At 62.3% G+C, this 26,995-nt stretch carries 22 protein-coding genes; 13 read left to right on the top strand and 9 right to left on the bottom strand.

What is annotated here, in order from left to right; genetic code table 11:
- The first annotated feature begins 4 nt into the window (after positions 1-4).
- From dnaK to trmB, 5 genes are all read left to right on the top strand, one after another.
- On the top strand, positions 5-1,909 hold the full coding sequence (gene dnaK, locus HNO79_RS03070) for a molecular chaperone DnaK (RefSeq protein ID WP_214164681.1): 1,905 nt from the start codon (positions 5-7) through the stop codon (positions 1,907-1,909).
- Between the two features lie 190 nt (positions 1,910-2,099).
- Entirely contained in the window at positions 2,100-3,227 is a 1,128-nt protein-coding gene (dnaJ, locus tag HNO79_RS03065) for a molecular chaperone DnaJ (RefSeq protein WP_039733375.1), read from the top strand.
- 180 nt (positions 3,228-3,407) lie between these two features.
- Positions 3,408-4,199, top strand: coding sequence for a 4-hydroxy-tetrahydrodipicolinate reductase (gene dapB / locus HNO79_RS03060; protein WP_010513633.1), 792 nt, complete (start codon positions 3,408-3,410; stop codon positions 4,197-4,199).
- A 143-nt stretch (positions 4,200-4,342) separates the two neighbouring features.
- On the top strand, positions 4,343-5,530 hold the full coding sequence (gene metK, locus HNO79_RS03055) for a methionine adenosyltransferase (RefSeq protein ID WP_010513632.1): 1,188 nt from the start codon (positions 4,343-4,345) through the stop codon (positions 5,528-5,530).
- A gap of 232 nt (positions 5,531-5,762) precedes the next feature.
- The gene (trmB, locus tag HNO79_RS03050) at positions 5,763-6,467 is read left to right on the top strand and encodes a tRNA (guanine(46)-N(7))-methyltransferase TrmB (protein ID WP_214164680.1); all 705 of its coding nucleotides are present in this window, start codon (positions 5,763-5,765) and stop codon (positions 6,465-6,467) included.
- A 99-nt stretch (positions 6,468-6,566) separates the two neighbouring features.
- Here the strand turns inward: trmB and HNO79_RS03045 are convergent, their stop codons facing one another.
- Positions 6,567-7,508, bottom strand: coding sequence for an SDR family oxidoreductase (locus tag HNO79_RS03045; protein WP_010513629.1), 942 nt, complete (start codon positions 7,506-7,508; stop codon positions 6,567-6,569).
- A complete protein-coding gene (locus tag HNO79_RS03040; protein ID WP_029329336.1) occupies positions 7,505-8,272 on the bottom strand; it encodes a DedA family protein in 768 nt (255 codons plus the stop codon). Before HNO79_RS03040 ends, HNO79_RS03045 begins: the two co-directional genes overlap by 4 nt.
- Between HNO79_RS03040 and HNO79_RS03035 the strand changes: the two genes are divergently transcribed.
- Positions 8,271-10,268, top strand: coding sequence for a S9 family peptidase (locus HNO79_RS03035; protein WP_214164679.1), 1,998 nt, complete (start codon positions 8,271-8,273; stop codon positions 10,266-10,268). The two genes, HNO79_RS03040 and HNO79_RS03035, sit on opposite strands and share 2 nt — an antisense overlap.
- A 189-nt stretch (positions 10,269-10,457) precedes the next feature.
- On the opposite strand, the gene HNO79_RS03030 is transcribed toward HNO79_RS03035, so the two are convergent.
- The 3 genes from HNO79_RS03030 to HNO79_RS03020 form a co-directional block, all read right to left on the bottom strand.
- Positions 10,458-11,936 (bottom strand): sugar porter family MFS transporter, encoded by a 1,479-nt coding sequence (locus tag HNO79_RS03030; RefSeq protein WP_048856121.1) that lies wholly within the window; start codon positions 11,934-11,936, stop codon positions 10,458-10,460.
- Between the two features lie 64 nt (positions 11,937-12,000).
- On the bottom strand, positions 12,001-13,431 hold the full coding sequence (locus tag HNO79_RS03025) for a protein adenylyltransferase SelO family protein (RefSeq protein WP_214164678.1): 1,431 nt from the start codon (positions 13,429-13,431) through the stop codon (positions 12,001-12,003).
- A gap of 28 nt (positions 13,432-13,459) precedes the next feature.
- The gene (locus tag HNO79_RS03020; RefSeq protein ID WP_214164677.1) at positions 13,460-14,518 is read right to left on the bottom strand and encodes an enoyl-CoA hydratase/isomerase family protein; all 1,059 of its coding nucleotides are present in this window, start codon (positions 14,516-14,518) and stop codon (positions 13,460-13,462) included.
- Positions 14,519-14,640: 122 nt separating this feature from the next.
- Here HNO79_RS03020 and HNO79_RS03015 point away from each other — a divergent pair, with 122 nt between their 5' ends.
- The 4 genes from HNO79_RS03015 (at position 14,641) to HNO79_RS03000 (ending at position 17,989) form a co-directional block, all read left to right on the top strand.
- Positions 14,641-15,135 carry a flavin reductase gene (locus tag HNO79_RS03015; RefSeq protein WP_010513622.1) on the top strand — a complete coding sequence of 165 codons (495 nt, stop codon included), beginning with the start codon at positions 14,641-14,643 and terminating at the stop codon, positions 15,133-15,135.
- 287 nt (positions 15,136-15,422) lie between these two features.
- Positions 15,423-15,926, top strand: a complete 504-nt coding sequence (locus tag HNO79_RS03010) for a Fur family transcriptional regulator (RefSeq protein WP_214164676.1) — start codon at positions 15,423-15,425, stop codon at positions 15,924-15,926.
- 61 nt (positions 15,927-15,987) lie between these two features.
- The gene (locus HNO79_RS03005) at positions 15,988-16,530 is read left to right on the top strand and encodes a hypothetical protein (protein ID WP_244987406.1); all 543 of its coding nucleotides are present in this window, start codon (positions 15,988-15,990) and stop codon (positions 16,528-16,530) included.
- A 43-nt stretch (positions 16,531-16,573) separates the two neighbouring features.
- Positions 16,574-17,989, top strand: a complete 1,416-nt coding sequence (locus HNO79_RS03000) for a sugar porter family MFS transporter (protein WP_010513617.1) — start codon at positions 16,574-16,576, stop codon at positions 17,987-17,989.
- A gap of 138 nt (positions 17,990-18,127) precedes the next feature.
- On the opposite strand, the gene HNO79_RS02995 is transcribed toward HNO79_RS03000, so the two are convergent.
- The 4 genes from HNO79_RS02995 to trpB form a co-directional block, all read right to left on the bottom strand.
- Complete coding sequence (locus HNO79_RS02995; RefSeq protein ID WP_214164675.1) at positions 18,128-19,450, bottom strand: bifunctional folylpolyglutamate synthase/dihydrofolate synthase; 1,323 nt, start codon at positions 19,448-19,450, stop codon at positions 18,128-18,130.
- A 22-nt stretch (positions 19,451-19,472) separates the two neighbouring features.
- The gene (accD, locus tag HNO79_RS02990) at positions 19,473-20,342 is read right to left on the bottom strand and encodes an acetyl-CoA carboxylase, carboxyltransferase subunit beta (protein WP_214164674.1); all 870 of its coding nucleotides are present in this window, start codon (positions 20,340-20,342) and stop codon (positions 19,473-19,475) included.
- Between the two features lie 70 nt (positions 20,343-20,412).
- The gene (gene trpA, locus HNO79_RS02985; RefSeq protein ID WP_214164673.1) at positions 20,413-21,237 is read right to left on the bottom strand and encodes a tryptophan synthase subunit alpha; all 825 of its coding nucleotides are present in this window, start codon (positions 21,235-21,237) and stop codon (positions 20,413-20,415) included.
- On the bottom strand, positions 21,234-22,463 hold the full coding sequence (gene trpB, locus HNO79_RS02980) for a tryptophan synthase subunit beta (RefSeq protein WP_010513613.1): 1,230 nt from the start codon (positions 22,461-22,463) through the stop codon (positions 21,234-21,236). Before trpB ends, trpA begins: the two co-directional genes overlap by 4 nt.
- A gap of 195 nt (positions 22,464-22,658) precedes the next feature.
- On the opposite strand from trpB, the gene HNO79_RS02975 reads away from it, so the two are divergent.
- The 3 genes from HNO79_RS02975 to rho all read left to right on the top strand — a co-directional run bounded on the left by HNO79_RS02975 (position 22,659) and on the right by rho (position 26,928).
- Positions 22,659-23,624, top strand: a complete 966-nt coding sequence (locus HNO79_RS02975; RefSeq protein ID WP_010513612.1) for a magnesium transporter CorA family protein — start codon at positions 22,659-22,661, stop codon at positions 23,622-23,624.
- A gap of 166 nt (positions 23,625-23,790) precedes the next feature.
- On the top strand, positions 23,791-25,104 hold the full coding sequence (locus tag HNO79_RS02970) for an outer membrane beta-barrel protein (RefSeq protein WP_010513611.1): 1,314 nt from the start codon (positions 23,791-23,793) through the stop codon (positions 25,102-25,104).
- A 513-nt stretch (positions 25,105-25,617) separates the two neighbouring features.
- A complete protein-coding gene (gene rho, locus HNO79_RS02965) occupies positions 25,618-26,928 on the top strand; it encodes a transcription termination factor Rho (protein ID WP_010513610.1) in 1,311 nt (436 codons plus the stop codon).
- Positions 26,929-26,995 lie beyond the last annotated feature (67 nt).

Below are 26,995 nucleotides of genomic sequence, written 5' to 3'. Positions count from 1 at the left end.
CTGAATGAGCAAGGTTATCGGTATCGACCTTGGTACGACCAATTCCTGCGTTGCCGTGCGCGAAGGCGACGAGACGCGGGTTATCGAGAACAGCGAAGGCGCACGCACCACCCCGTCCATGGTGGCCTTTACCGACAGCGGTGAAATGCTGGTCGGTCAGGCAGCGAAGCGTCAGGCCGTCACAAACCCGTCCAACACCCTGTATGCGGTCAAGCGCCTGATCGGCCGTCGTTACGACGACCCCACCGTGGCGAAGGACAAGGAACTGGTCCCCTACGCCATCGTGAAGGGTGACAATGGCGACGCATGGGTCGAGGCACAGGGCAAGAAATACGCCCCTGCGCAGATTTCCGCCTTCATTCTGGGCAAGATGAAGGAAACTGCCGAAGCTTATCTGGGCGAGAAGGTTACGCAGGCCGTCATCACGGTTCCCGCGTACTTCAACGATGCACAGCGTCAGGCCACCAAGGATGCCGGCCGGATCGCCGGTCTGGAAGTCCTGCGTATCATCAACGAACCGACTGCCGCAGCACTTGCCTATGGCCTGCAGAAGAAGAACGGCGGCACGGTTGCGGTCTATGACCTTGGCGGCGGCACGTTCGACGTGTCCATCCTCGAAATCTCCGACGGCGTGATCGAGGTGAAGTCCACCAACGGTGACACCTTCCTCGGCGGTGAAGACTTTGACGCCCGCATCATCGGCTTCCTGGCTGACGAGTTCAAGCGTGAGCAGGGCATCGACCTGCGTCAGGACAAGCTGGCGCTGCAGCGTCTGAAGGAAGCAGCTGAAAAGGCGAAGATCGAACTGTCTTCCGCCAAGGAAACCGAGATCAACCTGCCGTTCATCACGGCGGATGCCTCCGGTCCGAAGCACCTCGTGGTCAAGCTGACCCGTGCGAAGCTGGAAAGCCTGGTGGACGACCTGATCCAGCGCACGCTGGAACCCTGCCGCGCCGCCATGAAGGACGCGTCGGTTTCGGCTGGTGAGATTGACGAAGTCATCCTCGTCGGCGGCATGACCCGTATGCCGAAGGTGATCGAGGCCGTTAAGGAGTTCTTCGGCAAGGAACCCGCGCGCAACGTGAACCCTGACGAAGTGGTCGCCATTGGCGCGGCTGTTCAGGGTGCCGTGCTGCAGGGCGACGTCAAGGACGTGCTGCTGCTCGACGTGACGCCGCTGTCGCTGGGTATCGAGACGCTGGGTGGTGTGTTCACCCGCCTGATCGACCGCAACACGACGATCCCGACGAAGAAGAGCCAGACCTTCTCGACCGCGGAAGACAACCAGAGCGCCGTGACCATCAAGGTCTATCAGGGCGAGCGTGAAATGGCGGCTGACAACAAGCTGCTGGGCACATTCGACCTGACCGGTATCGCCCCCGCACCGCGTGGCGTGCCGCAGATCGAGGTGACGTTCGACATTGACGCCAACGGCATCGTGTCCGTCTCGGCCAAGGACAAGGCGACCGGCAAGGAACAGCAGATCAAGATCCAGGCATCTGGTGGTCTGTCGGAATCCGACATCGAAAAGATGGTGAAGGATGCCGAAGCCAACGCCGCAGCCGACAAGGTGAAGAAGGAACAGGTCGAGGCCCGTAACCAGGCCGAAGGTCTGACCCACCAGGTCGAGAAGTCGCTGGCGGAAGCAGGCGACAAGGTTCCGGCGGCTGACAAGACCGAAGCGGAAGCAGCGATTGCCGATGTGCGCAAGGCACTTGAAGGCACCGACGCCGAAGCCCTGAAGACGGCGACCGATCGCCTGACGCAGGTTGCCATGAAGGTTGGCGAAGCGGTCTACAAGGCAGGCCAGGCCGAAGGTGCGGCCGGTGCTGCCCCCGGCGGTGCGCCGAAGGACGAAAAGGTTGTCGACGCCGACTTCGAAGACGTGGACGACTCCAAGAAGTCCTGATCGCCGCAAGGCGTCATACAGGCTCCGGAATGGAGGGCGGGCCTTCGGGCCCGCCCGACCTTTCCACCAGGGTGGCGCCCGTGCTTCTGTGAAGACGGGCGCTTTTCATATTCTGCACAACAACACTATTCTGGAACGCGAGGATCGTGCCGCAAGGATGCCGGGCGGCCGCGTTTGCTAGAGGACCCACATGGCCACCAAGATAGATTATTACGCAGTCCTTGAAGTTTCTCGCGATGCCAATGGTGACGAGATCAAGCGGGCGTATCGCAAGCTGGCCATGAAGTACCATCCCGACCGGAACCCCGGGGATGCGGAAGCGGAAAACAGGTTCAAGGAAATCAACGAAGCCTACGACGTGCTGAAGGACGACCAGAAGCGCGCGGCCTATGACCGGTTCGGCCATGCGGCGTTCGAGGGCGGTGGTCCCGGCGCTGGCGGCTTTGATTTCGGTGGTGGGGGTCTGGGCGACATCTTCGAACAGATGTTCGGCGACATGATGGGCGGCAGGCGCGGTGGCCGCCGTTCGGGTGCCGACCTGCAGGTGCAGGTGACCATCACCTTTGCCGAGGCCTTTGCCGGCGTTAAGAAAAAGATCACCGTTCCCACCCGCGTCACCTGCGAAAGCTGTGACGGCACCGGGTCGGCGGACAAGGATGCACAGCCCGAGACCTGCCCGTCGTGCCATGGCGCGGGGAAGGTACGTGCGCAGCAGGGCTTCTTTTTCGTGGAACGTCCCTGCCCCACCTGTCATGGCTCGGGCCGCCTGATCCGCAATCCGTGCAAGGAATGTCACGGTACCGGCACGGTGGAAAAGAACCGCACCATTGAGGTCACGATCCCCGCCGGGGTGGAAGATGGCACCCGCATCCGTATTTCCGGCGAAGGGGAATCCGGCGGCAAGGGCGTGCCTGCAGGCGACCTGTATGTCCATGTATCGGTTGAACAGCATGCGATCTTCCAGCGCGATGGCGCCAACATCTACTGCCGCGTGCCCGTGCGCATGGCGCAGGCCGCCCTCGGCACCGAAATCGAGGTGCCGGTCGTGGACGGGTCGCGCACCAAGGTCAAGATTCCGGCAGGAACCCAGACGGGCGAACATTTCCGCCTGCGCGGCAAGGGGTTTTCGGTCCTGCGGTCTTCCGCCCGTGGCGATATGTATATCCAGGTCGTGGTGGAAACGCCGCGCCATCTGACCAAGCGCCAGCGCGAACTGCTGGAGGAATTTGAAGGCGACGCCGCAGGTCATGCCAAGGGCAGCCCCGAAAGCACCGGTTTCTTCAGCAAGGTGAAGGATTTTTTTGAAGGCAAGCTGTAAGCCGCCTCTTTCCTGAACTGACATGCAAGGGCGGCGGTTGAAATGACAGATTATTCAGGTGTAGGGTCGTGGTCACTATTCATGGTGAATCCCCCCCAACTTGCACCATGAATAGCCCAGGCGGCGCGATCCCCCGGTCGCGCCGCTATTTCTATATCTGGACAATGGTGGAGAAGCTCAATGAACGCGCAGTCATTGCGTATCGGGATCGCGGGCCTGAACGGGCGCGTGGGTCGCCTGCTGGCTGAAGAAGTGCCCGCCGGTGACGCCATTCTGGCTGGTGGCACGACACGTGATGGGCAGAAAGTCGCGGGTATCGAATGTCCGGTATATGCCGATATTGCCGAACTGGCGCGTCATTGCGATGTCGTGATTGATTTTACCCATGCCGATACGGTTGTCCCGCATGCAACGGCACTGACTGAAACCGGTACCGCATGGGTGCTGGGCACGACGGGCCTGTCACCGGCGCAGCAGCAGGCGGTTGATGCGGCGGCACAGAAGATCGCGGTGGTGCAGGCTGCCAATTTCTCCCCCGGTGTGACGCTGGTCACCCGGCTGGCGCGGCAGATGGCCGCCGTCCTGCCCGGCAGTGAATATGATGCCGAAATTCTGGAGATGCATCACCGGCAGAAGGTCGATGCCCCATCGGGCACGGCGCTGGCCATGGGCCGCGCGGTAGCCGCAGGCCGTGGTGTAAGGCTGGAAGATCATATCGAAAGTGGTCGCGACGGACATACCGGCCCGCGCGCGGATGGGGCGATCGGCTTCGCCGCCCTGCGTGGTGGGCAGATCGTGGGCGAGCACTCGGTCATTTTCACATCGGGGCATGAACAGATCAGCCTGACCCACCGGTCTTTTGACCGTCGGGTCTATGCCACCGGCGCGGTCCGGGCGGCGCGGTGGCTGTCGGGGCGTGCGCCCGGCCTTTATGATATGGAAGACGTACTGGGGCTGGACCGCCCTGCATAACCGGGCATGCCGGGGGTGTGGCGTGGGATGGTGGTATTCAGGGAAATGGCTTGACGCTTGGTCCTGTTTCGGCCAAACGCATGCGATCGTACGCCCGGTTTCGCAGGCGTTATTCTACTCCACACGAGGCAGACAGGACCATCATGCGTAATAAAGGCGATTTTCTGTTTACATCGGAATCGGTATCCGAAGGGCATCCCGACAAGGTCGCCGACCGGATCAGTGATACCGTTCTCGATGCATTCCTGACGGCAGACGGTGAATCGCGCGTTGCGTGTGAAACGATGGTCACCACCAACCGCATCATCCTTGCGGGTGAAGTCCGTGGCCCGGCCTCCGTCACCCCCGACCTGCTAATTCAGGGCGCGCGCGACGCGGTGAAGGACATCGGCTACGATCAGGCCGGTTTCTCATGGCGCAATGCCGAGGTGGAATACTACCTCCACGCACAGTCCGCCGATATTGCCGTGGGCGTGGACAGCGCCGGTGAAAAGGACGAGGGCGCTGGCGACCAGGGCATCATGTTCGGTTTCGCCACGCGTGAAACCGAAAGCCTGATGCCTGCGCCGCTGTTCTATGCGCATGATATCCTGCACCGCGTGCGTGACCTGCGTAAGGCTGGCGACCCGCGTGCCGCAGCCCTGCAGCCGGACGCCAAGAGCCAGGTCACCCTGCGCTATGTCGATGGCAAGCCCGTTGGCGCCACTTCCGTCGTGATTTCCACCCAGCACGTTGAAGGGGCCAGCCAGGCCACCATCCGTGAGGAACTGGGCAGCATCGTGCGCGACGTCCTGCCGGAAGGCTGGATGCCGCCGGAAGATGAATTCTACGTCAACCCCACCGGCGTGTTCGTCATCGGCGGGCCGGATGGTGACTGCGGCCTGACGGGGCGCAAGATCATCGTGGATACCTATGGCGGTGCGGCACCGCATGGCGGTGGCGCGTTCTCGGGCAAGGATCCGACGAAGGTTGACCGTTCGGCGGCCTATGCCTGCCGTTACCTGGCGAAGAATGTTGTGGCGGCTGGTCTTGCTGATCGCTGCACGCTGCAGATTTCCTACGCCATTGGCGTGTCTCATCCGCTGTCGGTCTATGTTGACCTGGATGGCACGGGCAAGGATGTCGATGAGGAAAAGCTGGGCCGCGTGCTGCGTGAGGTCATGGACCTGTCTCCGCGCGGTATCCGCAAGCATCTGCGCCTGAACCGTCCGATCTACACCCAGACCTCCGCTTACGGCCACTTTGGCCGCACGCCGGATGCGGCGAAGGACGATTTCACGTGGGAACAGACCGATCTGGTCGGTGCCCTGCGTGGTGCCTTCAACCGCTAAAAGACGGTAAAATTTTCTGGATGCCGCCTTTTTTCGGAAAGGCGGCATTCTGGCGGGTTCATTCTTCCGCCTGCTTTGGCCTATATACGGGCCGGAGCCCATCGGGGGCTTGCCATGACTGCTTGCAAAAGCTGGTCATGGCAGCCCCCGCTGTGTTTTTCCCCCGCCCCAATGGGGTAATCATGCCGTGCGGCGTGCACCACGCGGCAGCAGGAGCAGGATTTTCGGATATATGACGGCCTCTGTGGATGTAAAGGCATCTCCTGACCGGCTTTACGGGCGTCAGCGCGGCCATCCGCTGCGTCCCCGCCAGCAGCGGCTTCTGGACCAGACATTGCCCCGGATGCGGTTCCCGGAATCCGCCATTGCGGACCCGGCGGCCGGTTTCGGCCACAGGCCGGCGCAGATATGGCTGGAAGTCGGTTTTGGCGGTGGCGAACATTCCCTGGCCCAGCATGCCGCCCATCCGGATGTCGGCTATATTGCGTGTGAAGTCTTTGAAAACGGGCTGTGTTCCCTGCTGTCCCGCGTCGTGCCGGATGATGGGGAGGCAACCGCCCCGGTCCCTGATATGCTGCGGATATGGGATGAAGATGCCCGCATCCTGCTGCGCGGCCTGCCCGATGCGTCCATTGACCGCCTGTTTCTCATGTTTCCTGATCCGTGGCCCAAGTCACGCCATGCGAAGCGGCGTTTTGTCCACCCCGAAACGGTGAAGCAGGCTGCCCGTATCCTGCGTCCGGGTGCGGTCTGGCGCGTAGCCAGCGATGACCCGACCTATCAGGTATGGGTTGAGGAAGTCATGGGTGCGCAGGAACTGTTTGAAACGGCGCCGCCCGCAACACTCCGTCCCGAAGGCTGGCCCCCCACCCGTTACGAAGCCAAGGCGCTGAAAGCAGGCCGTCAGCCATTGTACTGGACCTTTATCCGGCGCTGAGAGACGGTTGGAAAAGTTTATGGTGAAGCTTTTTTCAAAAAGCTTCAGGAATGCCGCCTTTTAACAAGGCAGCAGCCAGAAATTTTTATTCTTTCTCATTTATGACAGCGATGTGCCGGTCAGCCGCTCCGCCACCTGCCACAGCCGTCGTGCAATGGTCAGGTCGCGGGCGGCGGGCGGAACGAAGGCGTCGGTAACATGTCCCCGACGTTCACCCTGGCCGCTCGGTCCGTAATAGCCACCATCACGGGCTTCCGGTGCCATGGCGGCGAATTCGATGGGCAGCGCGCCGTGGGCTGCGGACTGTCCCATAAGGCGGAACGCCCAGACCGCGCCGATGCGGGTAAGCCGTTCCTGCAACCCCTGTTCCGTATCCAGCCTACTGGTGGCGATATCGGTCCTGGCCCAGCCGGGATGGGCGGCAATGGAATGCAGGGGCCAGCCGTGCGTGCGCGCCTGACGGTCCAGTTCGAGCGCCAGGATCAGGTCGGCCAGCTTGCTTTGCCGGTAGGCGCGGAAGGGGGCATAACGGCGGCGGGCCTGCAGGTCGTCAAACACGATCTGCCCGGTCAGGGCGGCAAGGCTTGCCACCGTCACCACCCGGCCACCGTGCGGGACCGCGCATAACAGGGGCCGCAGGCGGGCCGTCAGTGCAAAGGGACCAAGGAAATTGGTGCCAAACTGCATTTCGAAACCATCGCGTGTTTCCATGCGGTGCGGCGTGCCCATGACGCCCGCGTTGTTGACCAGAACGTCCAGCCTGTCGGTTTCTTCCGCCAGTGCATGGGCAAAGGTCGCGATTGATTCAAGGCTCGAGACATCAAGCAGCCGGAACGTGGCATCCGCCCCGGGCGCGTCAAGCTGCAGGCGCGTCAGTGCGGCCAGTCCCTTGTCGGGATTGCGCCCCGTCAGGATGACCCGTGCCCCGCGTGACGCCAGGCCAAGGGCCGTCTGGTAGCCAAGGCCGCCAGTGGCCCCGGTGACAAGGGCAAGGCGTCCGTCCATGCGTGGGGCCTGCCGAATGGTCCAGTGTCTGGTCATGTGTCCGCCTGTTCCTTGGGTTGATGCATTTCCTTCAGGGCTGCGGCTTCCACCTGCGCCGTCAGGCGCGCTTCGTGCCGGCGCAGGAAGATGATGGCGCATACCATCACAATTCCGCCCACTATTGCGACGGTTATGCCCACCGGGCCGGAAATGCGTGTGATCCTGTGGCCCAGATAATAGGCGGCATAGGCATATCCACCGGCCCATATCGTGCCGCCCAGCGCATTGTACACCAGAAATCTGGACCACGGCATATGGTTGGCCCCCGCCAGCAGGGCCACGAATACACGCAGGATGGCAAGGAACCGTCCCGCGCAGACGATGATCCCCCCATACCGCGCGAACAGATAGCGGCCGGTCTGGAGGCGCCTCAGCGTCAGCCCCACCTTGGGCCCATGGCGTTCCAGCAGCGGGTAGCCAAGCCAGCGTCCGATCAGGTAGCCAAGGTTGTCCCCTGTAATCGCGCCCACGATCGCGGCCGTCGCCACCCATGCAATATCCAGCCGGTGGGTGGTGGCGCAGTAGATCGCGGCCGAAATGACCAGGGTTTCCGCCGGCAGGGGGATTCCCATGCTTTCCAGCATGACAATGACGCCAATCACGCCATAGCCGTAATGCTGGAAAAGATGTTCAAGATGCTGAAGCAGCGGACTACCTGTCACAAATAAAAAGAGTATGTAGGGTATGGACGACAGAGCGTAAAACGCGGTGTGTGCAATTCCGATACCATTGTCACGCACAAATGGCAGGAGCAAGAACATGACCCAGTCCAGCACCAGCGCCACGACAGGCACCGGGGTGCGCCCCTATGGCACATGGCCCTCACCCGTCAGCGCGGCACTTGTGGCGGGAAAGACGGTTTCCCTGTCGGATGTGCGGGTGGATGGGCGTGACATCTACTGGATCGAGGGGCGCCCGGCCGAGGGGGGACGGCGCGTGCTGGTCCGCGCCCGTGCGGGACAGGTGGAAGACGTGACCCCTGCCCCGTTTGATGTCGGCACCCGGGTACATGAATATGGCGGCGGCGCGTATGCGGTGTGTCAGGGTATCATTGCGTTCAGCAACCGCCGCGACGGCAGCCTGTGGCTGGTGGAAGGCGGGACGCCGCGCTGCCTCTCGACCGGGGCTGGGCTGTGGTATGCCGACCTGACATTCAGCCCCGACGGCCGCTTCCTGTTCTGCGTGCGGGAAGACCACCGCGCGGAAGACGAGGAACCTGCCGCCGCCATCGTGGTGCTGGACTGTACGGCGACGGTGGATCCTGCGTTCAATGGGGGGACGCCGCTGGTCATGGGGCCGGATTTCCTGTCTTCCCCCCGCCCCTCGCCCGATGGGCGGTATATGGCATGGATCGAATGGGACCATCCCGCCATGCCGTGGGATGCGACGCGCCTGCGTGTCGCCACCCTGCTGCAGGAAGGCGATGATCCGCCGCGCCTTGCCGCCCCGTGGAGTGCCGCGGGTGATGACGCGCAGATGGAATCGGTCATTGAACCCTGCTGGGACGCGGCGGGGCGGTTGCTGGCGCTGTCTGATCGCAGCGGATGGTGGAATCTTTACCGGTTCGATACGACGTCCTCCCCCCCCGTGGCGCTGGCCCCCATGGAAGCCGAAATCGGCCAGCCCCACTGGGTGTTCGGCCTGCGCAGTTACGTGCCGCTGGCGGATGGCAGCATCCTTGCCATGGTCATCAACGATGGCGATACCCGGATGGTTTCCATCCGTGACGGCGTGGTGACGCCGCTGGACCTTGGCCACCCGTCCGGCTGCCCCGTCCCGGTGGAAAGGGACGGGTTCGCGTGGCTGGATGCGCCGCCTGATAACGCGGCGGCGGTCGTGCGCGGCCAGCCGGGCCATGCGCCACAGGTGCTGCGGCGGGCAACGGAGCTGCCGCTGGCGGCAGCCGACATCGCCCGCCCTGCCCCGATCCATTTTCCCCTGCCCGGTGGTGAGGGCACGGGACATGCCTTTTTCTATGCGCCCGCCAATGCCCGGTATCGCGGACCGGACGGCGAAAAGCCACCGCTGGTTGTTGTCGCCCATGGGGGCCCGACCGGACGTGCCAATCCCGCTTTTTCATTCAAGGTGCAGTGGTGGACCAGCCGGGGGTTCGCCGTGGTTGACGTCAATTATGGTGGTTCGACCGGTTTTGGCCGCGCCTACCGGCAACGGCTGGAACGGCAGTGGGGCGTGGTGGACGTGGATGACTGCATTGCCGCCTGCCAGTACCTTGCCACGACCGGGCAGGTTGACCCGGCCCGTATCGTCATACGTGGCAGCAGCGCGGGCGGTCTGACCGTGCTGCTGGCACTGGCGCGCTCCAGCCTGTTCGCGGCGGGCACCAGTCTGTATGGCGTGACCGACCTGCGGGCTCTGGCGCAGGATACCCACAAGTTTGAATCACGTTATCTGGATACGCTGGTTGGCCCCTACCCTGCGGATGAGGCAACCTATCTGGCCCGTTCGCCCATAACACAGGTGGCGGACATCCGGGTGCCGGTCCTGTTCCTGCAGGGGCTGGATGACCGGGTGGTGCCCCCCGCGCAGGCACGGTCCATGGTCGCCGCCCTGCGCGGACGTGGGGTGCCGTGTGCATTGTACGAGTTTGAGGGCGAAGGCCACGGTTTCCGGCAGGAAGCCACCATCCGGCAGGCATGGGAACTGGAACTGGCATTTTACCAGCAGGTGCTCAGGCTGCCCGTCTCCCCTGCCCTGCGCGTGGCCCTGATTGCTGACCCCCAGCCCTCCCACGCATAAGAAGCTGCCTGATCCGGACAAAAAGTTTTTGGTGAATCTTTTTCAAAAAGCTTCAGATAACGCCGCCTTTATGGAAAAAGGCGGCACCCAGAAACTTTCATGACTTCACCTGACGCAAAACGGGCGCCCCTGACCTGACCGGGACGCCCGTTTTTTAATGCTACCGACCGAACCCGGCGGTGTGGAGTATTATTCTTCTTCCTCGACAATGGCGGTGTTGCCGCGTGTCGGACGGAAGCGACCCTCGCGCAGTGCTTCCTCGATGTCTTCCAGCGAGGCGCCGCGCGTTTCAGGCACCATGAAATACACAAACAGGACCGACAGCAGGTTCACCCCGGCGTAGAACCACATCGTGCCGCCCAGCGTGATCTTAGTGACCAGCGTCAGCGCCGTACTGGTCACCAGCAGGTCACTGCCCCACAGCATGGCCGAATGCAGGCTGGTGGCGTTGCCACGCATGGACAGCGGGAACATTTCCGCCCCCAGCAGCCAGCCCACGACCTGGATGCCACCGGCATTGAACACCATGAACAGCAGCATGAAGGCAATGATCAGCCAGCTGCCCATGCTGCCCGGCTGCGGGTGCAGCAGGAACATGATGCCAAGGCCGATCAGGCTGAGCACGCTGCCCGGTCCCATGACCAGCACAAGCCTGCGGCGACCGATGCGGTCGACAATGTTCGACCCCAGCACGGTCATGACCAGATAGATGATCGAGATGCCGATGCTGGCCATAAGCGCGGATGAGCTGCCAAACCCCGCATCCGACAGGAAGGTCGGCGCGTAGTAGATCATCATTTCCAGGCCACCTGCCTGCGTGAAGAAGGCAACGCCAAGCGCGGCCACAAGGGCCGGGCGCACCCATGGCTGGCGCAGGCCACGCCAGCCGATGTCGCGCGGGTCGGTTTCCTCGTTCGCATTGGCGTGGATGCGGCGCATTTCGCGGCGGATGTCACGTTCGGAGGTACGGATGCGCTGCAGCTGCTCCAGCGCGGAATCAAGGCTTTCATGTTCCGCCGCCCAGCGCGGGCTTTTGGGCAGGAAGAACATGGAAATGAACACGACGGCAGCGGGAATGGCGGCGATCGCCACCATCGGCCGCCAGCCCCATGCATCACGCGCGGCAAAGCCGATGATGTTGGCGGCGAAGATGCCGATGCCAATGGCGATGTTGAACATCGTGACCATGTGCCCGCGCTTGTGCGCTGGCGCCAGTTCCGAGATGTACATGGGTACCACCTGCGTGGATCCGCCAACCGCCAGCCCGAGGAACACACGTGAAATGATCAGCGTGTAGACATCGGGCGAGAAAGCGCAGGCCAGCGCGCCCAGCACGAAAATGGCCGTCACGATCATGATGGACTTGCGGCGCCCGTAATGTTCGGACATCCACCCGGTCAGCAGCGATCCCATCACGGCGCCAGCCAGAATGGCGGAGGCCACCATCTCCTGATAGAAGCTGCTGAGGTGGAAATCATGCGTGATCAGCAGCAGCGCCCCCGAGACGATCCCGGTATCGTAACCATAGAGGCCGCCACAGATTGCGGCCACGATGGCTGCGAGCCATAAGGTCTTGCGTGCGTTGGGGGAAATCTCGATCTGGGACATGTCGGGCAACGGTTCCGTTGCCTCTGGCGTGGGGTGTGCTGGTGGGGTCTGGTTATTCATGCGGGTGCCTTTTCCTTCCTTCTTCTTATAATTCATCCGTAACGGCCGGGTTCCCGGGGCGGGGTCAACCGTCCCGGGGGGCATGGGTCTGCACGGCGGCTTTCATGCTGGCGACCTGACGTAGTGCGTCACGCAGGCGGGACCAGTCATCGGCCGTCGCGATGGGCTGCCAGATGGCTTCCACCGTTTCGACAGACATCACGCACGCGATCCCATTGTGGAAATATGGCTGTGACAGATCGACGCCCGGCACCGGTTCATGGCGCATGATCCGGTCGTGCAGGGATCGGAAACTGTCCTGCGCATAAAAGTCTCCACGCGGTCCTGTTACGGCACGTTTCTGGCTCTGTTCGCCACCATACCAGTCAAAAAATGGAAATTCAAACCCAATCTGGCTTTCATCCATGAAAGAAAAAAGACATTCACGCAGACTGGTGGATGATTTTCTTGAAATCTCTTTCAGCCCAAGCCGATTAAGCACTGAAATATCAAGAAAACGTTCATATCGTTCCCAGAAGTCATCAAAAATACTTTGGATGTTCTCAAGCGTGGAAAGGGAAAGCAGGCATTCTCCCAGCCGTGCCACATTCCACATCATCGCCTCTGGCTGGCGGCCGTAGGCATACAGGCCGGAATGATCGAAATAGGCGGCGGTGAAGGTCGGGTTGAACGTGGGCGCGAACCGCCATGGCCCGTAATCGAAACTTTCGCCGGTAATGTTGATGTTATCGGTGTTCAGCACCCCGTGTACGAAGCCGGCCGTCATCCACTGCGCGGTCATTTCGGCAATGCGGGTCGTGGCGGCGTCATACAAAGCGGCGGCAGGATCCGCAGCACCGGCGAGGTGGGGGTAGTAGGTTTCGATCACATATTCCACCAGCCGGGTCAGGCTGGCGCGGTCCTGATGGGCGACAAGGCGCTGGAACGTGCCGATGCGGATATGGGAATGGCTCAGCCGCGCCAGAACGCATGAACGTGTGGGGGACGGTTCGTCGCCACGGTGCAGGTTTTCCCCCGTTTCCACCACGCTCAACGTGCGCGAGGTCCGTACGCCCGCGGCATCCAGCCGTTCGCTGGCCAGGATTTCGCGCACGCCCCCCTTCAGTGTCAGGCGGCCATCGCCACCACGTGACCATGGCGTGGTACCACTGCCCTTGGTGCCGATATCCAGCACGCGCCGGTCCACGCTGTCCTCCAGCTGCGCAAACAGGAAGCCGCGCCCGTCCCCCAGGTCGGGGTTGTACGCCCGGAACTGATGGCCGTGATAGCGCAGGGCCAGTGGCTGCGGCAGCGAACCGGGCAGGGGATCGAAATATCCGAAATGGCGCACCCATTCCGCGTCACTGAGCGTATCCAGCCCGATGCGGGGTGAGACGTCATCATTCCGGTAGCGCAGGATGTGCGCGGGGAAGGCGGCGGCCTGCACCACGTCATAGAATTCATCCCCCAGCCTGCTGTGATGGGTCAGGGGAATGTAATGGTCAGAAAATGGCATTTTCATATACTTTATGTGTGATAATAAATTATCGTCTGTCCGGGCCGGCGGTGCTCAGGCCCAGGGGTGAACAGGCATGGTCATGCAGACAGGCTGCAATTTCATGCGGGGAAACGGCATCAACGCATTCGGGTCTCCAGTTTGGGGCATTATCCTTATCAATCAGGCGGGCGCGCACGCCTTCGGCAAAGTCGGGACGCAGCAGCAGATGGCAGACCAGCTGGAATTCCTGTTCCAGCACATGGTCCAGATCCGGCAGGGTGCGGGCGGCACGGTAGGCCGCCAGTGTCAGGCACAGCGAAAACGGGCAGGCACGCGCCATTGCCGCCAGGTCGTCACGCGCCCAGTCGGCCTCATGCGCCTGCAGCCTGCGTAGCAGGTCGGGCATGTCGGGCGCATTATAGACGGTCGCGATGGTTGCCGTATCCGGTCCCCCTGGCATCGGGGGACATGGCGGGAGGCTGTCCATGACCCGGCCCGCAGGTGTGTGGGTCAGCGCCTGCCTTATGGCGTCCAGCGAGGTGGAATGGGCCATCCGGTCGGCAAATCCCGCATCCAGCGCCATTGTCGCGTTCATCCGTCCCCCCGTCAGCGCAAGGCGCAGTCCGCTCAGGCCGGGCGCGCGGGACAGCAGGTAGGACCCGCCCGCGTCCGGCGTAAGCGCAATGGCGGTTTCCGGCATGGCGAGGACGGCGCGTTCGGTCACGATCCGGTACCGGACATGGCCACCCAGCCCGATCCCGCCACCCATGGCGATGCCATCCATGAAGGACACGACCGGCTTTGGATACCCGGCAAGCGTGGCGGCAAGGCGGTAGCTGCGCCGGAAGGGCATGGCCCCGGCCTCAAGACCATGTGTTGCCAGCCGGTCGCGTATGGCGCGGATATCGCCCCCCGCGCAGAAGGCGCGCGGGCTGGCGCTGTCGATCAGCACGGTTTCGACCGCCCCATCGTCACGCCACGCGCGCAGGCAGGCGTCAATGCGGTCCAGCATGTCCATGTTCAGGGCGTTGAGTGCCGCAGGCCTGTTGAGCGTAATGCGGCCCAGCCGGCCGGTATGGCGTATATCGATCAATCCGTTGTCCATGGTGTTTCCCTGGTGCTGTTTGCTGTGTTCAACCGCTACAGAATGCGCTACCCCCGCTATCGTCCGGCGTCACGGCTGCGTGCGGACCACAGGCATGCAACAGCTACCAAGGCAGGAGCACCATGGGGATTGACGCCCTCACCTTTCGCAACGCCATGGCGCGACTTGGCGCGGCGGTAAATGTGGTTACGACCGGAACACTTGATGACCCGGCGGGTTTTACGGCATCCGCCGTGTGTTCGGTCACCGATACGCCGCCAACCGTTCTGGTGTGTTTGAACCGCAATTCACGGGTGCGCGACCGGTTCCGTGTGGACGCCGCCATGTGCATCAACGTCCTTGCCGCCGACCAGCAGGACATATCGGGTGTGTTCGCCAGTCCGTTGGAACAGGCCGAACGCTTCCGCAGCGGGCACTGGGACACCCTGACCACCGGCGCGCCGGTGCTGGCTGAAGCGGTGCTGTCGCTGGACTGCCGGATCGAGCGGATCGTGGAAGTGGGTACCCACAGTGTCATGTTCGGCGCGGTGGAGAGCCTGCGCAACAGCAGCCCGCGCGGTGGGCTGGTCTATTTCAACCGCACCTACCATATGCTGCCCCATGAGGATGGTGAATAGACCGCCTGCACAGGGTTAAGGAAAAATCCAGCCTTTTGCGGCATGACGGGCCGGATGGACCGACAGGCAGGGGGATGGCGGCATGGTGGGGAACACGCCCGACAGGGCAGGCATGCGGGACAGGGTTCCTGTCTTGACGCTGCGCGGACTGATCTGGATACATGCTGGCCTTGCCCTTTTCATGGCGTTTATGGCCATGTGGGCGGATCACCTGCCGGACTGACCCGGCCCGGAGGCATGCGGGCGCACCGGGGCCATGCCGGTAACCGGATACAGGAGCACCAGCAGTGGCCCGCACGAGACAGACGGCCGGAACCGGTTTGCCCGACGGGGTGGAAAACCTGCTTGACCAGGCGGCGGCCGTGTGTGTGGCACGTGCTGTCAGGCTGACAGATATCCGACGGCTGGTACTGGGGCTGGTGCTGGCGTCGGACCGCCCGCTGGGGGCTTATGACCTGCTGGAACAGATCCGCGCAAGCCGTGGCAAGCCGGTGGCGCCGCCCACGGTCTACCGGGCACTGGACTTCCTTATGGAACAGGGGCTGATCCACAAGATCGAACGCCTGTCCGCCTTTGTCGGGTGCCGGCACATGCTGGAATCCGGCCATGACTGCCGTAGCCATGGCCATGTCCATGCGGCGCAGTTCCTGATCTGCAGCAAATGCGGGCGCGTGACGGAACTGGATGATCCCCTTATCCTTCAGGCGCTGCTGGATGTGACGCGTGCCCGCGGGTTTTCCGTCCGCCAGACCACCATAGAGGCGGAGGGCGTGTGCGCCGCATGCGCCTGACGGCCTGCATTTACCACAACGGGCGATAACGGCATCTGTCGGTCATTGATGGGGCACGGACATGGCGCAACGCCGAAAAGGCCGGATGGCGGAACTGCCCTTTGCGTCCCTCATGCGCAGCAGGAAGCCTGCGAAGGCGCGGCAGCGCGGGGACGCGCTACCTGCCGCGCACGCAACCGGGCAGCCGGACCTGTTTGCCGCACCCCTGCAGGGTATCGCGCATGCCCTGACCTATCTTGATATCGGGGCGATCGGCCTGACGCGGGTGGACGTGCGTCACCTGCGGGCGGGCGAGGGAACTGATGCCTACCTGTACCATGTGACCACGCAGGCGGACCTGGAAACGATACAGGCGCGTGGCACCATCGTGTTTTCCCCCCGCGCGCCACTGGTGCTGACGGAGCGCCCGGGCGTGCCGCCATGGCTTGCAAATATGATGGAAATCATGGAATCGGACGATCCGGCAGGGCATACAGCGGATATGCCGGTCGTTCTCAGGGTAAAACGATTTGTAATCGATGAGCTGCTGGAACATGATCCTGACCGGACGCGAAGATATGGTGTATCGTTCTTTCTGCTGACCGGGATTGCCCGGTCGGAATAATCTGATCACCGGCAACAAGAAAAAGATCAAAGGACCGGCTTTCATGGAAAATCAGCCCGCAGCTAACGGATTCGATACGGCACGGCTGCGTACTCTCGTCATTGGCTGTCTTGCCGCACTCGCCGGCCTTATGGCCGGGCTGGATATCGGGGTCATATCCGGTGCGCTGGACCTGCTGGCCCAGACGTTCCATGCCTCCACCGTGCAGCAGGAATGGATTGTCAGCGCCATGATGGGGGGGGCCGCAGTGGGGTCCCTGTGTGGTGGCTGGATGTCGCACCAGATCGGGCGCAAGCATGCGCTGCTGGTGGGGGCGGCGGTGTTCGTGGCGGGGTCGCTGGCCTGTGCGCTGGCATGGTCGATCCCGTCCATGATCGTGGGGCGGCTGATCATGGGGCTGGCGATCGGGGTGGCGGCATTCACCGCGCCCCTGTACCTGTCCGAAATCGCCAGCGAACAGGCGCGTGGCGCCATGATCTCGACCTATCAGCTCATGATTACGGCCGGGATCTTCATTGCGTTCCTCAGCAATACGATGTTCAGCTATTCCGGTAACTGGCGCGGCATGTTCGCCATCGCCGCCGTGCCGGGGGTGCTGTTCCTGATCGGGGTGCTGTTCCTGCCCTACAGCCCGCGCTGGCTCATGATGCGTGGCCGGCGCAAGGAGGCGCTGGAGGTACTGGTGGACCTGCGTGATGACCGGAGTGCCGCCATGCAGGAAATCCAGAACATCAGCCGCCAGCTGCAGCAGAAGCAGCGCGGCTGGAGCCTGCTGCGCCACAACAGCAATTTCCGCCGCTCCATCTTTCTGGGCATGACATTGCAGGTCATGCAGCAGCTCGCTGGCGTGAATGTGGTGATGTACTACGCGCCCAAGATATTCGCGCTGGCCGGTTATATCGGCCCGGCGCAGCTGTGGTGCACCGCCATGGTGGGGCTGGTGAACATGCTGGCCACCTTTATCGCCATTGGTCTGGTGGACCGGTGGGGGCGCAAGCCCATCCTGTATACCGGCTTCATCATCATGGCCGTGGGCATGGGCTGCCTTGGTTTCATGCTGAACCGGCCCAACCTGGGGCAGACGGAACAGATCATCTCGGTCTTCATGCTGCTGATCTATATTTCCGGTTTTGCCATGTCCGCCGGCCCCCTGATCTGGGTCCTGTGTTCGGAGGTGCAGCCGCTGCAGGGGCGTGACCTTGGCATTTCCATTTCCACGCTGACCAACTGGATCGCCAACATGATCGTGGGGGCAAGCTTCCTGTCACTGCTGCAATGGATGGGCAACGGGCCGACCTTCTGGCTGTTTGCCGGGTTCAACCTGATTTTCGTGGTGGTGACGTGGCGATTCATTCCGGAGACGCGCGACATGTCACTGGAAAAGATCGAGCAGAGGCTCATGGCCGGCCTGCCCCTGCGTGAGATCGGGCAGGGCGAACCGCTGCCTGGTGGCAGATAGGACAAGGTCACCGTGCACCCGCCCTGTGGTCAGGGGGGCGGGTGTAACAGGTTCTGGTGAAGCTTTTTCAAAAGGCTTCAGGGAACGCCGCCTTTGCTGAAAAAAGGTGGCACCGGGAAACGATTGGGATCTTACCTGTCAGTCGGGCTGCCAGCCATCAAGCTGCAGGGCGACACCTGCCAGATACAGGCTTCCGCATATGATGACGCGGGCAGGGGCGGCATCCGGCCCTGCCGCTGCCGTCAGGTGCGTCAGCGCATCATGCAGGGTGGGGCCTGCCGTTGCCCGGCCACCGGCGGCGGCGATAATGTCGGCTACCGGCTGGGCCAGATGCTGGTTCTTCTCCGCCACGGCCTGAATGGAGGCGGCGTGGGATAGCAGTGGCGCCAGGAAGCCGGTGGCGTCTTTCGTCTGCTTCATGCCGATGACCAGATGGGTGGGACGGTCCGTCCATTCATCCATGACCTGCGCCAGCACTTCGCCCGCGCCGGGGTTGTGGCCACCATCCAGCCATAGCTCCCAACCCGGCGGCAGCAGTGCCGCCAGATGGCCGGACAGGCGCTGCATCCGCGCGGGCCAGCGGGCGTGGGCGATACCCGCCCATGCCTGCGGCGGCAGGGGCAGCCCACTGGCCCGCAGCGTGGCGATGGCAAGTCCCGCATTGTCGATCTGGTGCGCCCCACGCAGGCCGGGCAGCGGGAGGTCCAGCGTGCCATGACGGTCATGATACCGCAGGCTGGCGCCGTCCGGGGCGGGTGTGATGGACCATTCATGATCGCGCCGCCACAGCGGGCTGCCCAGATCATGCGCCGTGCGGGTCAGTGGGGCCATGACTTCCGCAGGCTGGCGGCCTGTGGTGACGGGAACGCCGGGTTTGATGATGCCGGCCTTCTCGCCCGCGATCGCGCCCAGCGTGTTGCCAAGGAACGCCTCGTGATCCATGGAAATGGCCGTGATCGCGCAGGCGACCGGATGGCGCAGCACATTGGTGGCGTCACACCGCCCGCCCAGCCCGACCTCGACAATCGCAAGGTCGGCGGGATGGCGTGAAAACAGCATGAAACCCGCAGCCGTCAGTACCTCGAACACCGTAATGGGTGCGCCGGCATTGACCTGCTCGATCTCTTCCAGAACGCTGGCCAGTTCGCTTTCCGTCACGATCTGGCCCGCAATGCGGAATCGTTCCGTCACATGCACCAGATGCGGCGATGTCAGGACATGCACCCGCCATCCGCCAGCTTCGGCCACGGCGCGCATGAACGCGCATGTGCTGCCCTTGCCATTGGTGCCCGCGACATGCACGACGGGCGGCAGGTGGCGTTCCGGGTGGCCAAGGCGTGCCAGCAGGGTCTCCAGCCGGGTCAGTGACAGGTCGATCAGGGTCGGATACAGCCGGTTCAGCCGTTCGAGTATCTGCCCTGTCCGGCCAACGAATTCCGGCCCAAGCGTGGGGGCATTCATGCGTGGCGTTCTTTTCCGGAAATCAGGCCGCAGGCCGCGGCGCAATGTGGCGGTAATTGAGCTGGCCGATCAGCCGCCCAAGCATGCCGGGCAGGTCGCCGCGTTTGACCACCATATCCAGCATGCCGTGTTCCAGCAGGTATTCCGCGCGCTGGAAGCCCTCGGGCAGCTTTTCGCGCACGGTATCCTCGATCACGCGCTGTCCGGCAAAGCCGATCAGGGCATTGGGTTCGGCAATCTGCACATCCCCCAGCATGGCGAAGGACGCGGACACGCCGCCCGTGGTCGGGTTGGTCAGGACGACGAAATAGGGCAGCCCCGCTTCCCGCAGCATCTGGACCGCCACCGTGGTGCGCGGCATCTGCATGAGGCTGATCATGCCTTCCTGCATGCGTGCGCCGCCGGACGCGGTAAAGACGATCAGCGGGGACTGCTGCAGGATGGCAAGGCGGGCTGCGGCCAGAAAGGCCTCGCCCAATCCCGCACCCATCGTGCCCGCGATGAATTCGAACGCCATGATGGCGACAACCGCGTTATGCCCGCCGATCTGCCCATGCGCTACGGCCATGGATTCATCAAGCTGGGATTTGGCGCGTTCATCCTTCAGCCGGTCCGTATAGCGCTTGCGGTCACGGAAGGAGAGGGGGTCAACCGGCACCTTGGGCAGTTCGATGCGGGTGTATTCCCCGTTATCAAACGTCCATTCCAGCCGTTCGGGCACGGTTGCACGCATGTGGTGGCCGCAATGCGGGCATACGTTCATCGCCTTGCGCAGGTCCTTGGTCAGGATCATCTGCTCGCACGATTCGCAGTTGGTCCACAGATTGTCCGGCACTTCCCGCTTGAGCAGGCCGCGGATCTTGGGACGGACATATTCGGTCAGCCAGCTCATATTGCCTCTCCCTTAAGCTTTATGGGGCCTGTTCCATACAGGCAGATGAACGATTGGGCCAGATTGTCTTTTATTTCCGCACGGCATGCACGGCATCGGCCAGCGCGCGCAGCTGTTCCAGCACGGCGGGCACGGTCCGGGCCGTGGCCTGGCCATCGGCATCGAGCGTGGCCTCAAGCGTGTTGAGCAGGGCGGAGGCCACGACCGCGGCATCGGCAACGCTTACGGCGTTCGCCGCCAGTTCGGGCGTGCGGATGCCAAAGCCGATGGCGATGGGCAGGTCGGTAGCCCGGCGCAGGCGCGGCAGGGCGTGGGCCAGTTCATCGGTGCTGGCGGTGCGCGTACCCGTCACCCCGGTGATGCTGACATAATAGACAAAGCCCGACGCGCCACTGAAGACGACCGGCAGGCGGTCATCGGGCGTGGTGGGGGCGACAAGGCGGATGATGTCCAGCCCGGCGGCAGCGGCGGGACCTGCCAGCAGGTCGGCTTCTTCTGGCGGCATGTCGACCACGATCAGCCCGTCCACGCCCGCCTTGCGCGCATCCGTGCAGAAGCGTTCGGGGCCATAGGCTTCGATGGGGTTGGTGTAGCCCATCAGGATGATCGGGGTTTCGTCATCGCCTTCGCGGAAGGCCGCGACCATTTCCAGCACGCGCTTCATGGTCGAACCGCCCTTCAGCCCGCGCAGGGCCGCCTTCTGGATGGTCGGGCCATCGGCTGACGGGTCGGAGAAGGGGACGCCGACCTCGATCAGGTCTGCACCGGCGGCAGGCATGCCGCGCAGGATGGCAAGCGACGTATCAAAATCGGGGTCGCAGGCTTCGACATAGGGGATCAGGGCGCCACGTCCCTGCTGGCGCAGGGTGGCGAAGCGGCGGGCGATGCGGCTCACAGTTTCACTCCCAGGTGTTCGGCGACGGTGAAGATGTCCTTGTCCCCCCGGCCTGAAATATTGACCACGATGATCCTGTCCTCTGCCATATCGGGCGCGATCTTTGCGGCGTAGGCAATGGCATGGGCGCTTTCCAGTGCGGGGATGATGCCTTCCGTGCGGGTGCACAGCTGGAAGGCGTCCAGTGCCTCCTGGTCGGTCGCGCCCACATATTCGGCGCGCCCGATGTCACTGAGCCATGAATGTTCGGGACCGACACCGGGGTAGTCGAGGCCCGCGCTAATGGAATGGGCTTCGGTGATCTGCCCGTCCGCGTCCTGCAGCAGGTAGGTACGGTTGCCGTGCAGCACGCCGGGCCTGCCGCGTTCGATGGAGGCGGCGGTGCGCCCGCTGTCCAGACCGCAGCCCGCGGCCTCGACACCGATCAGCCTGACCTCGGGATCATCAAGGAAGGGATGGAAGATGCCCATGGCGTTCGACCCACCACCGATCGCTGCCACGATCGTATCGGGCAGACGGCCTTCGGCGGCCATGATCTGTTCCTTTGTCTCCACGCCGATGACGGACTGGAAATCACGTACCATCTGCGGATAGGGATGCGGCCCCGCCACCGTGCCAACAAGGAAGTAGGTGTCGTGCACGTTGGTCACCCAGTCGCGCATGGCTTCGTTCATGGCGTCCTTCAGCGTGCCCGCGCCTGCCGTGACGGGCACGACCTCGGCCCCCAGCAGCCGCATGCGGAACACGTTGGGCTTCTGGCGCTCGACATCGGTGGCGCCCATGTAGATCGCGCATTTCATGCCAAACAGCGCGCACACGGTCGCGGTGGCGACACCGTGCTGGCCCGCGCCCGTTTCAGCCACGATGCGGGTACGGCCCATGCGGCGGGCCAGCAGGATCTGCCCCATGACGTTGTTGAGCTTGTGGGAACCGGTGTGGTTCAGTTCCTCGCGCTTCATGTAGATTTTGGCGCCGCCCAGCTCCCTGGTCATGCGGCGCGCGAACCACAGCGGGCTGGGACGGCCGACATAATCCTTGAGGTAATAATCCAGTTCACGCCGGAATTCGGGGTCCGCCTGTGCGGCCCTGTAGGCGCCATCCAGCTCCAGCAGGAGCGGCATCAGGGTTTCAGCGACAAAACGGCCGCCGAAAATGCCGAAACGGCCGCGACCGTCCGGCCCGCTGCGCAGGCTGTTGGCGCCTGCCTGTGTGTCTGTTGCGCTCAACTTCGCTACTCCACAAGAATAGGTGCGTGGCTCAATGGTATCGTCATGCAGCCGTCCCTGGCCGCTTGTCAGCCGGTTCTGGACCGGATGGCGGCAAAATACCAGCCCCTGCCGTATCGTGGGGCATGTCATGATTTGACATGTTTGCCGTCACATGATGGATGAACAACGACCCGAACCAAAGAAAGACTGCCCATGTTTCTCGCCCATCGTCCCGGCGCCCCGGCCCGGACCGTTACGACTGCGGAGGATGCGGCCGGTGCGGCGTGGCTGGACCTGCTCAATCCCACCGAGGAGGAGGAAGCCCTGGCCGCCGAGGTGACGGGCCTGCGTGTTCCCACCCGTGCCCAGCTGGATGAGATTGAAAGTTCGTCACGGCTCTTTACCGAAGGCAATGGCGTCTATCTGTCCACGCCGCTGGTGCGTAAGACGCCGGATGATTTTTTCGTATCCCCCGTGGGGTTCGTGCTCATGCCCGGCAGGCTGCTGACCATTCGCTATACCGGGTTCAGCGCGTTTGACGTGGTGGCGCGCGCGGTGGCGGGCGAGGCGACGCCCCTGGTTTCCAATGAGGCGGGGATCATGCTGCTGGAAGCCATCGTGGACCGGCTGGCCGATATTCTGGAACATCTGGGGCAGGCGCTGGATGGCATGTCGAAGGATGTGTTCCAGTCCGAGGAGCCAAGCCAGGCGCAGGCGGGTGCCCTGCTGCGCAACATGCTGCGCCGGGTGGGCCGGTCGGGCGATCTCAGTTCATCCGTGCGCGACAGCCTGCTGGGACTGGAACGGATTTCCATTTTCCTGGGCGAAAACAAGCGCCATGACCTGTCTGAACACCTGCAGGCGCGGCTGGCGACGGTGGGGCGTGATATCCGCTCGCTGAACGATTTCGTATCCCAGACCGCCAACAAGGTGCAGTTCCTGCTGGATGCGACGCTGGGCTTCATCAGCATCGAACAGAATAATGGCATGAAGATCCTGACCGTGGTCAGCTTTATTGGCGTGGCTCCCACGCTGGTAGCGGGCATCTACGGCATGAACTTCCATGATATACCGGAACTGAACTGGAAATATGGGTACTGGTATTCCCTTGCCCTTATGGCGGCGACGGTGGTGCTGCCGCTGATCTGGTTCTGGCGGCGTGGATGGCTGGGAAAATAGGCGGCCCAGCCTGACATATCGGCATCATAATTATTATAATATCGAATCATTTCAATGATTTATGTTCCATTGGCGAGGGAAACGAAATAAAAGAAAATTCATGAACGCCGGAGCGCGCAGACTGTCCGTGCCTGCCCGGGTAGACCGGGAGAGGGGGAAGGCCACCATGAAATCAAACCGTAAACTGGGGTGTTTTCTGGTCATCACCAGCATGCTGTGCGGTCTGCCTGCCATTGCACGCGCGCAGGTTCATGTCTTTTCCGGCCTACGGCATGACAGCAGCACGGGCCTTGCCCGGTGGCTGGGTGACATTACCCTGAGCGCGCAGATCGAAGGGGGGATCATGGCCAATCCCGCCCGTCCACAGCCCGGTTACAACTATGGTGACTTCCTTGCCGACCATGCCAATCAGGTCCAGCTGAACCAGGCTGAGTTCACCCTGAACAAGGCAATCGATCCCACCGTAAACAGATATCAGGTCGGCTTTACGCTGGAGGGCATGTACGGATCGGATGCGCGGTACTATCAGGTGCTGGGCATCAGTGATCGGGAATGGAATGCCCGGTACCAGCTGATCCCCGCGCAGGCGCACATGGATGTTCACCTGCCATGGCTGACACGTGGCGGGCTGGACATGCAGGCGGGCATCCTGCAGGCCCCGATGGGGGTGGAAGGGCTTGATCCGACCTCCCGGCCTTTTTACACGCTGGCCTATACATCTGAATATTCCGTGCCGTTCCAGCATGTGGGCGCCATGTTCAACTGGCATGTCACGCCCATGGTGGATGTGACATTCGGCATTGATACCGGGAACCAGACATCATTCGGGCATGCGGACAACAACAGTGCGCCAGCCGGGTATTTCGGGTTCAACCTGAACAGACTGGCCCATGGCAGGCTGCGTATCGTGGAACTGAGCCGCGTCGGGCCGGAAAATTCATGGCGCGCCATCGGCCATTATGAAGCCGATCATTCCCAGCGGTTCTGGAACGATATCAGCGCCTATTATCAGGTGAATGACCGGCTGAACCTGACGGCGGAATTCAATTACCTGCATGACGAGGGCACGCGCGGCATTGGCGCGCGGGGGCAGTTTGCCGGCGTGGATGCGGAAAGCTTCGTCAGTTTCCTCAGCTACCGTATCAACCGTGACCTGACCTTCAATTACCGTGGGGAAATATATCGCGACAATAACAACGCCATGGTTGCGACCTTCCAGGGGAACACTTCCTACATGGAAGCGCTGGCTGGCACAGGGGGGACGGTCGTACCGGGGCCATCGGCCTCCAGCCATGGCACGACGTATGGCGAAATGACGCTGGGTGTCAGCTATCGCCCGCAACTTGGCCACCATATCGGGGTGTTCATGCTGCGCCCCGAAATCCGCTTTGACCGTGCACTGAACGGGACCATGCCATTCAATGGCGGGCGGAACAATGGCATGTTCACCTTTGGCGGGGATGCCGTCATCGGGTTCTGAGCGTGCGGTTGTCACACGCCGGGTATATGAACCATCGTGCAGATCATAAGGACGTTGCGGGCAGGGCTTTTTTCAAAAATGCAACAGCAGGGTGCCTCTGCTGATTTTTTATCAACGCTTTATCCTGAAGCCGTCAGGAATGTTGTCCGGCGCCCGATGGGTAAAGGCTGGAAATTCGCAGTGGAACCGGATCGAAACGCCGCAATGGCCAGGTGAATATTGTGTCGTGCCGTGGCGTTACAGCCATGAAGACAGTATAATCATCCCCATGCCTGCAGGGTTCCATGGCATGGACAGGTGCGGATGCTTGACGGCGCATGATTAAAGGCATATGGTTTCGCTGTCCCGAAGGGTGCCATTTCATGGCGTGCTCGGGATTCCCACCTATCCGTTAAGCTGCATCAAACCGTTTCGTCCGAATATGGTCAGGGTCCGTCATCGACGCGCCTTCTCAAACTGATTGCCGGCTTTTCCTTTCCTTTCGTGAACTGCCCACTTATAGGCATATCCTGCATGCAACTCGCCGAACTCAAGGCCAAATCCCCAGCAGACCTTCTGGCATATGCTGAAAGTCTGAACATTGAAAACGCATCTTCTCTTCGCAAGCAGGAGTTGATGTTCACGATCCTCAAGACACTGGCCGACAATGATCAGGCCATCTATGGGGACGGCACGCTTGAAATCCTGTCTGATGGCTTTGGCTTCCTCCGCTCACCGGAAGCCAATTACCTGCCCGGACCTGATGATATCTACATTTCTCCCAGCCAGGTCCGCCGCTTCGGCCTGCGCACCGGTGACACGGTTGAGGGTCAGATCCGCGCGCCCCGTGATGGGGAACGGTATTTTGCCCTGCTGAAGGTCAACGCGATCAATTTTGAACCGCCCGAGGCCGTGCGCCAGCGGATCAATTTCGATAACCTGACGCCGCTTTACCCCGAACGCCGCCTGAAGATGGAAGTCGAGAACTCGGCTGTGGGGGGCGCTACGGAACCGCCAGCCAATGGCAAGGGGAAGGGCAAGACCCCGAACCGCGATTTCACATCGCGCGTGATCGACCTTGTCTCGCCCATCGGCATGGGCCAGCGCGCGCTGATCGTGGCCCCGCCGCGCACCGGCAAGACCGTGATGCTGCAGAGCATCGCTTCCTCCATTTCCGCGAACCATCCCGAAGTGTTCCTGATCGTGCTGCTGATTGATGAGCGGCCGGAAGAAGTGACGGACATGGCGCGTTCGGTGCGGGGGGAGGTGGTGTCTTCCACCTTTGACGAACCTGCTACACGTCATGTCCAGGTTACGGAAATGGTGCTGGAAAAGGCCAAGCGCCTGGTCGAGCACAAGCGTGATGTCGTGATCCTGCTGGATTCGATCACACGTCTGGCCCGTGCCTACAACACCGTCGTGCCGTCATCGGGCAAGGTGCTGACCGGTGGTGTGGATGCAAACGCACTGCAGCGCCCCAAGCGCTTCTTCGGTGCGGCCCGTAATATCGAGGAAGGCGGTTCGCTGACCATTATCGCGACCGCGCTGATCGATACCGGCAGCCGTATGGATGAAGTCATCTTTGAAGAGTTCAAGGGCACCGGTAACTCCGAACTGATCCTTGACCGCAAGCTGGCTGACAAGCGTACGTTCCCGGCCATCGACATCACCAAGAGCGGCACCCGTAAGGAAGAACTGCTGGTTGATCGGGCCGATCTGGCCAAGATGTGGGTCCTGCGCCGTATCCTTGCCCCCATGGGGACCATGGATGCGATGGACTTCCTGCTGGACAAGCTGAAATACAGCAAGACCAACCACGATTTCTTCGATGCGATGAATACCTGATCGGGTTGCTTCGTGACGGATTGAAAAAACCCCGGCTGTAAGGCCGGGGTTTTTTGTTTTGAAAGGC

The sequence above is a fragment of the Komagataeibacter oboediens genome, from assembly GCF_018491655.1.
Taxonomy (GTDB): Bacteria; Pseudomonadota; Alphaproteobacteria; order Acetobacterales; family Acetobacteraceae; genus Komagataeibacter; species Komagataeibacter oboediens.
Note: the sequence above shows the minus strand (reverse complement) of the source record. Positions and strands in the feature narration are given on the sequence as shown.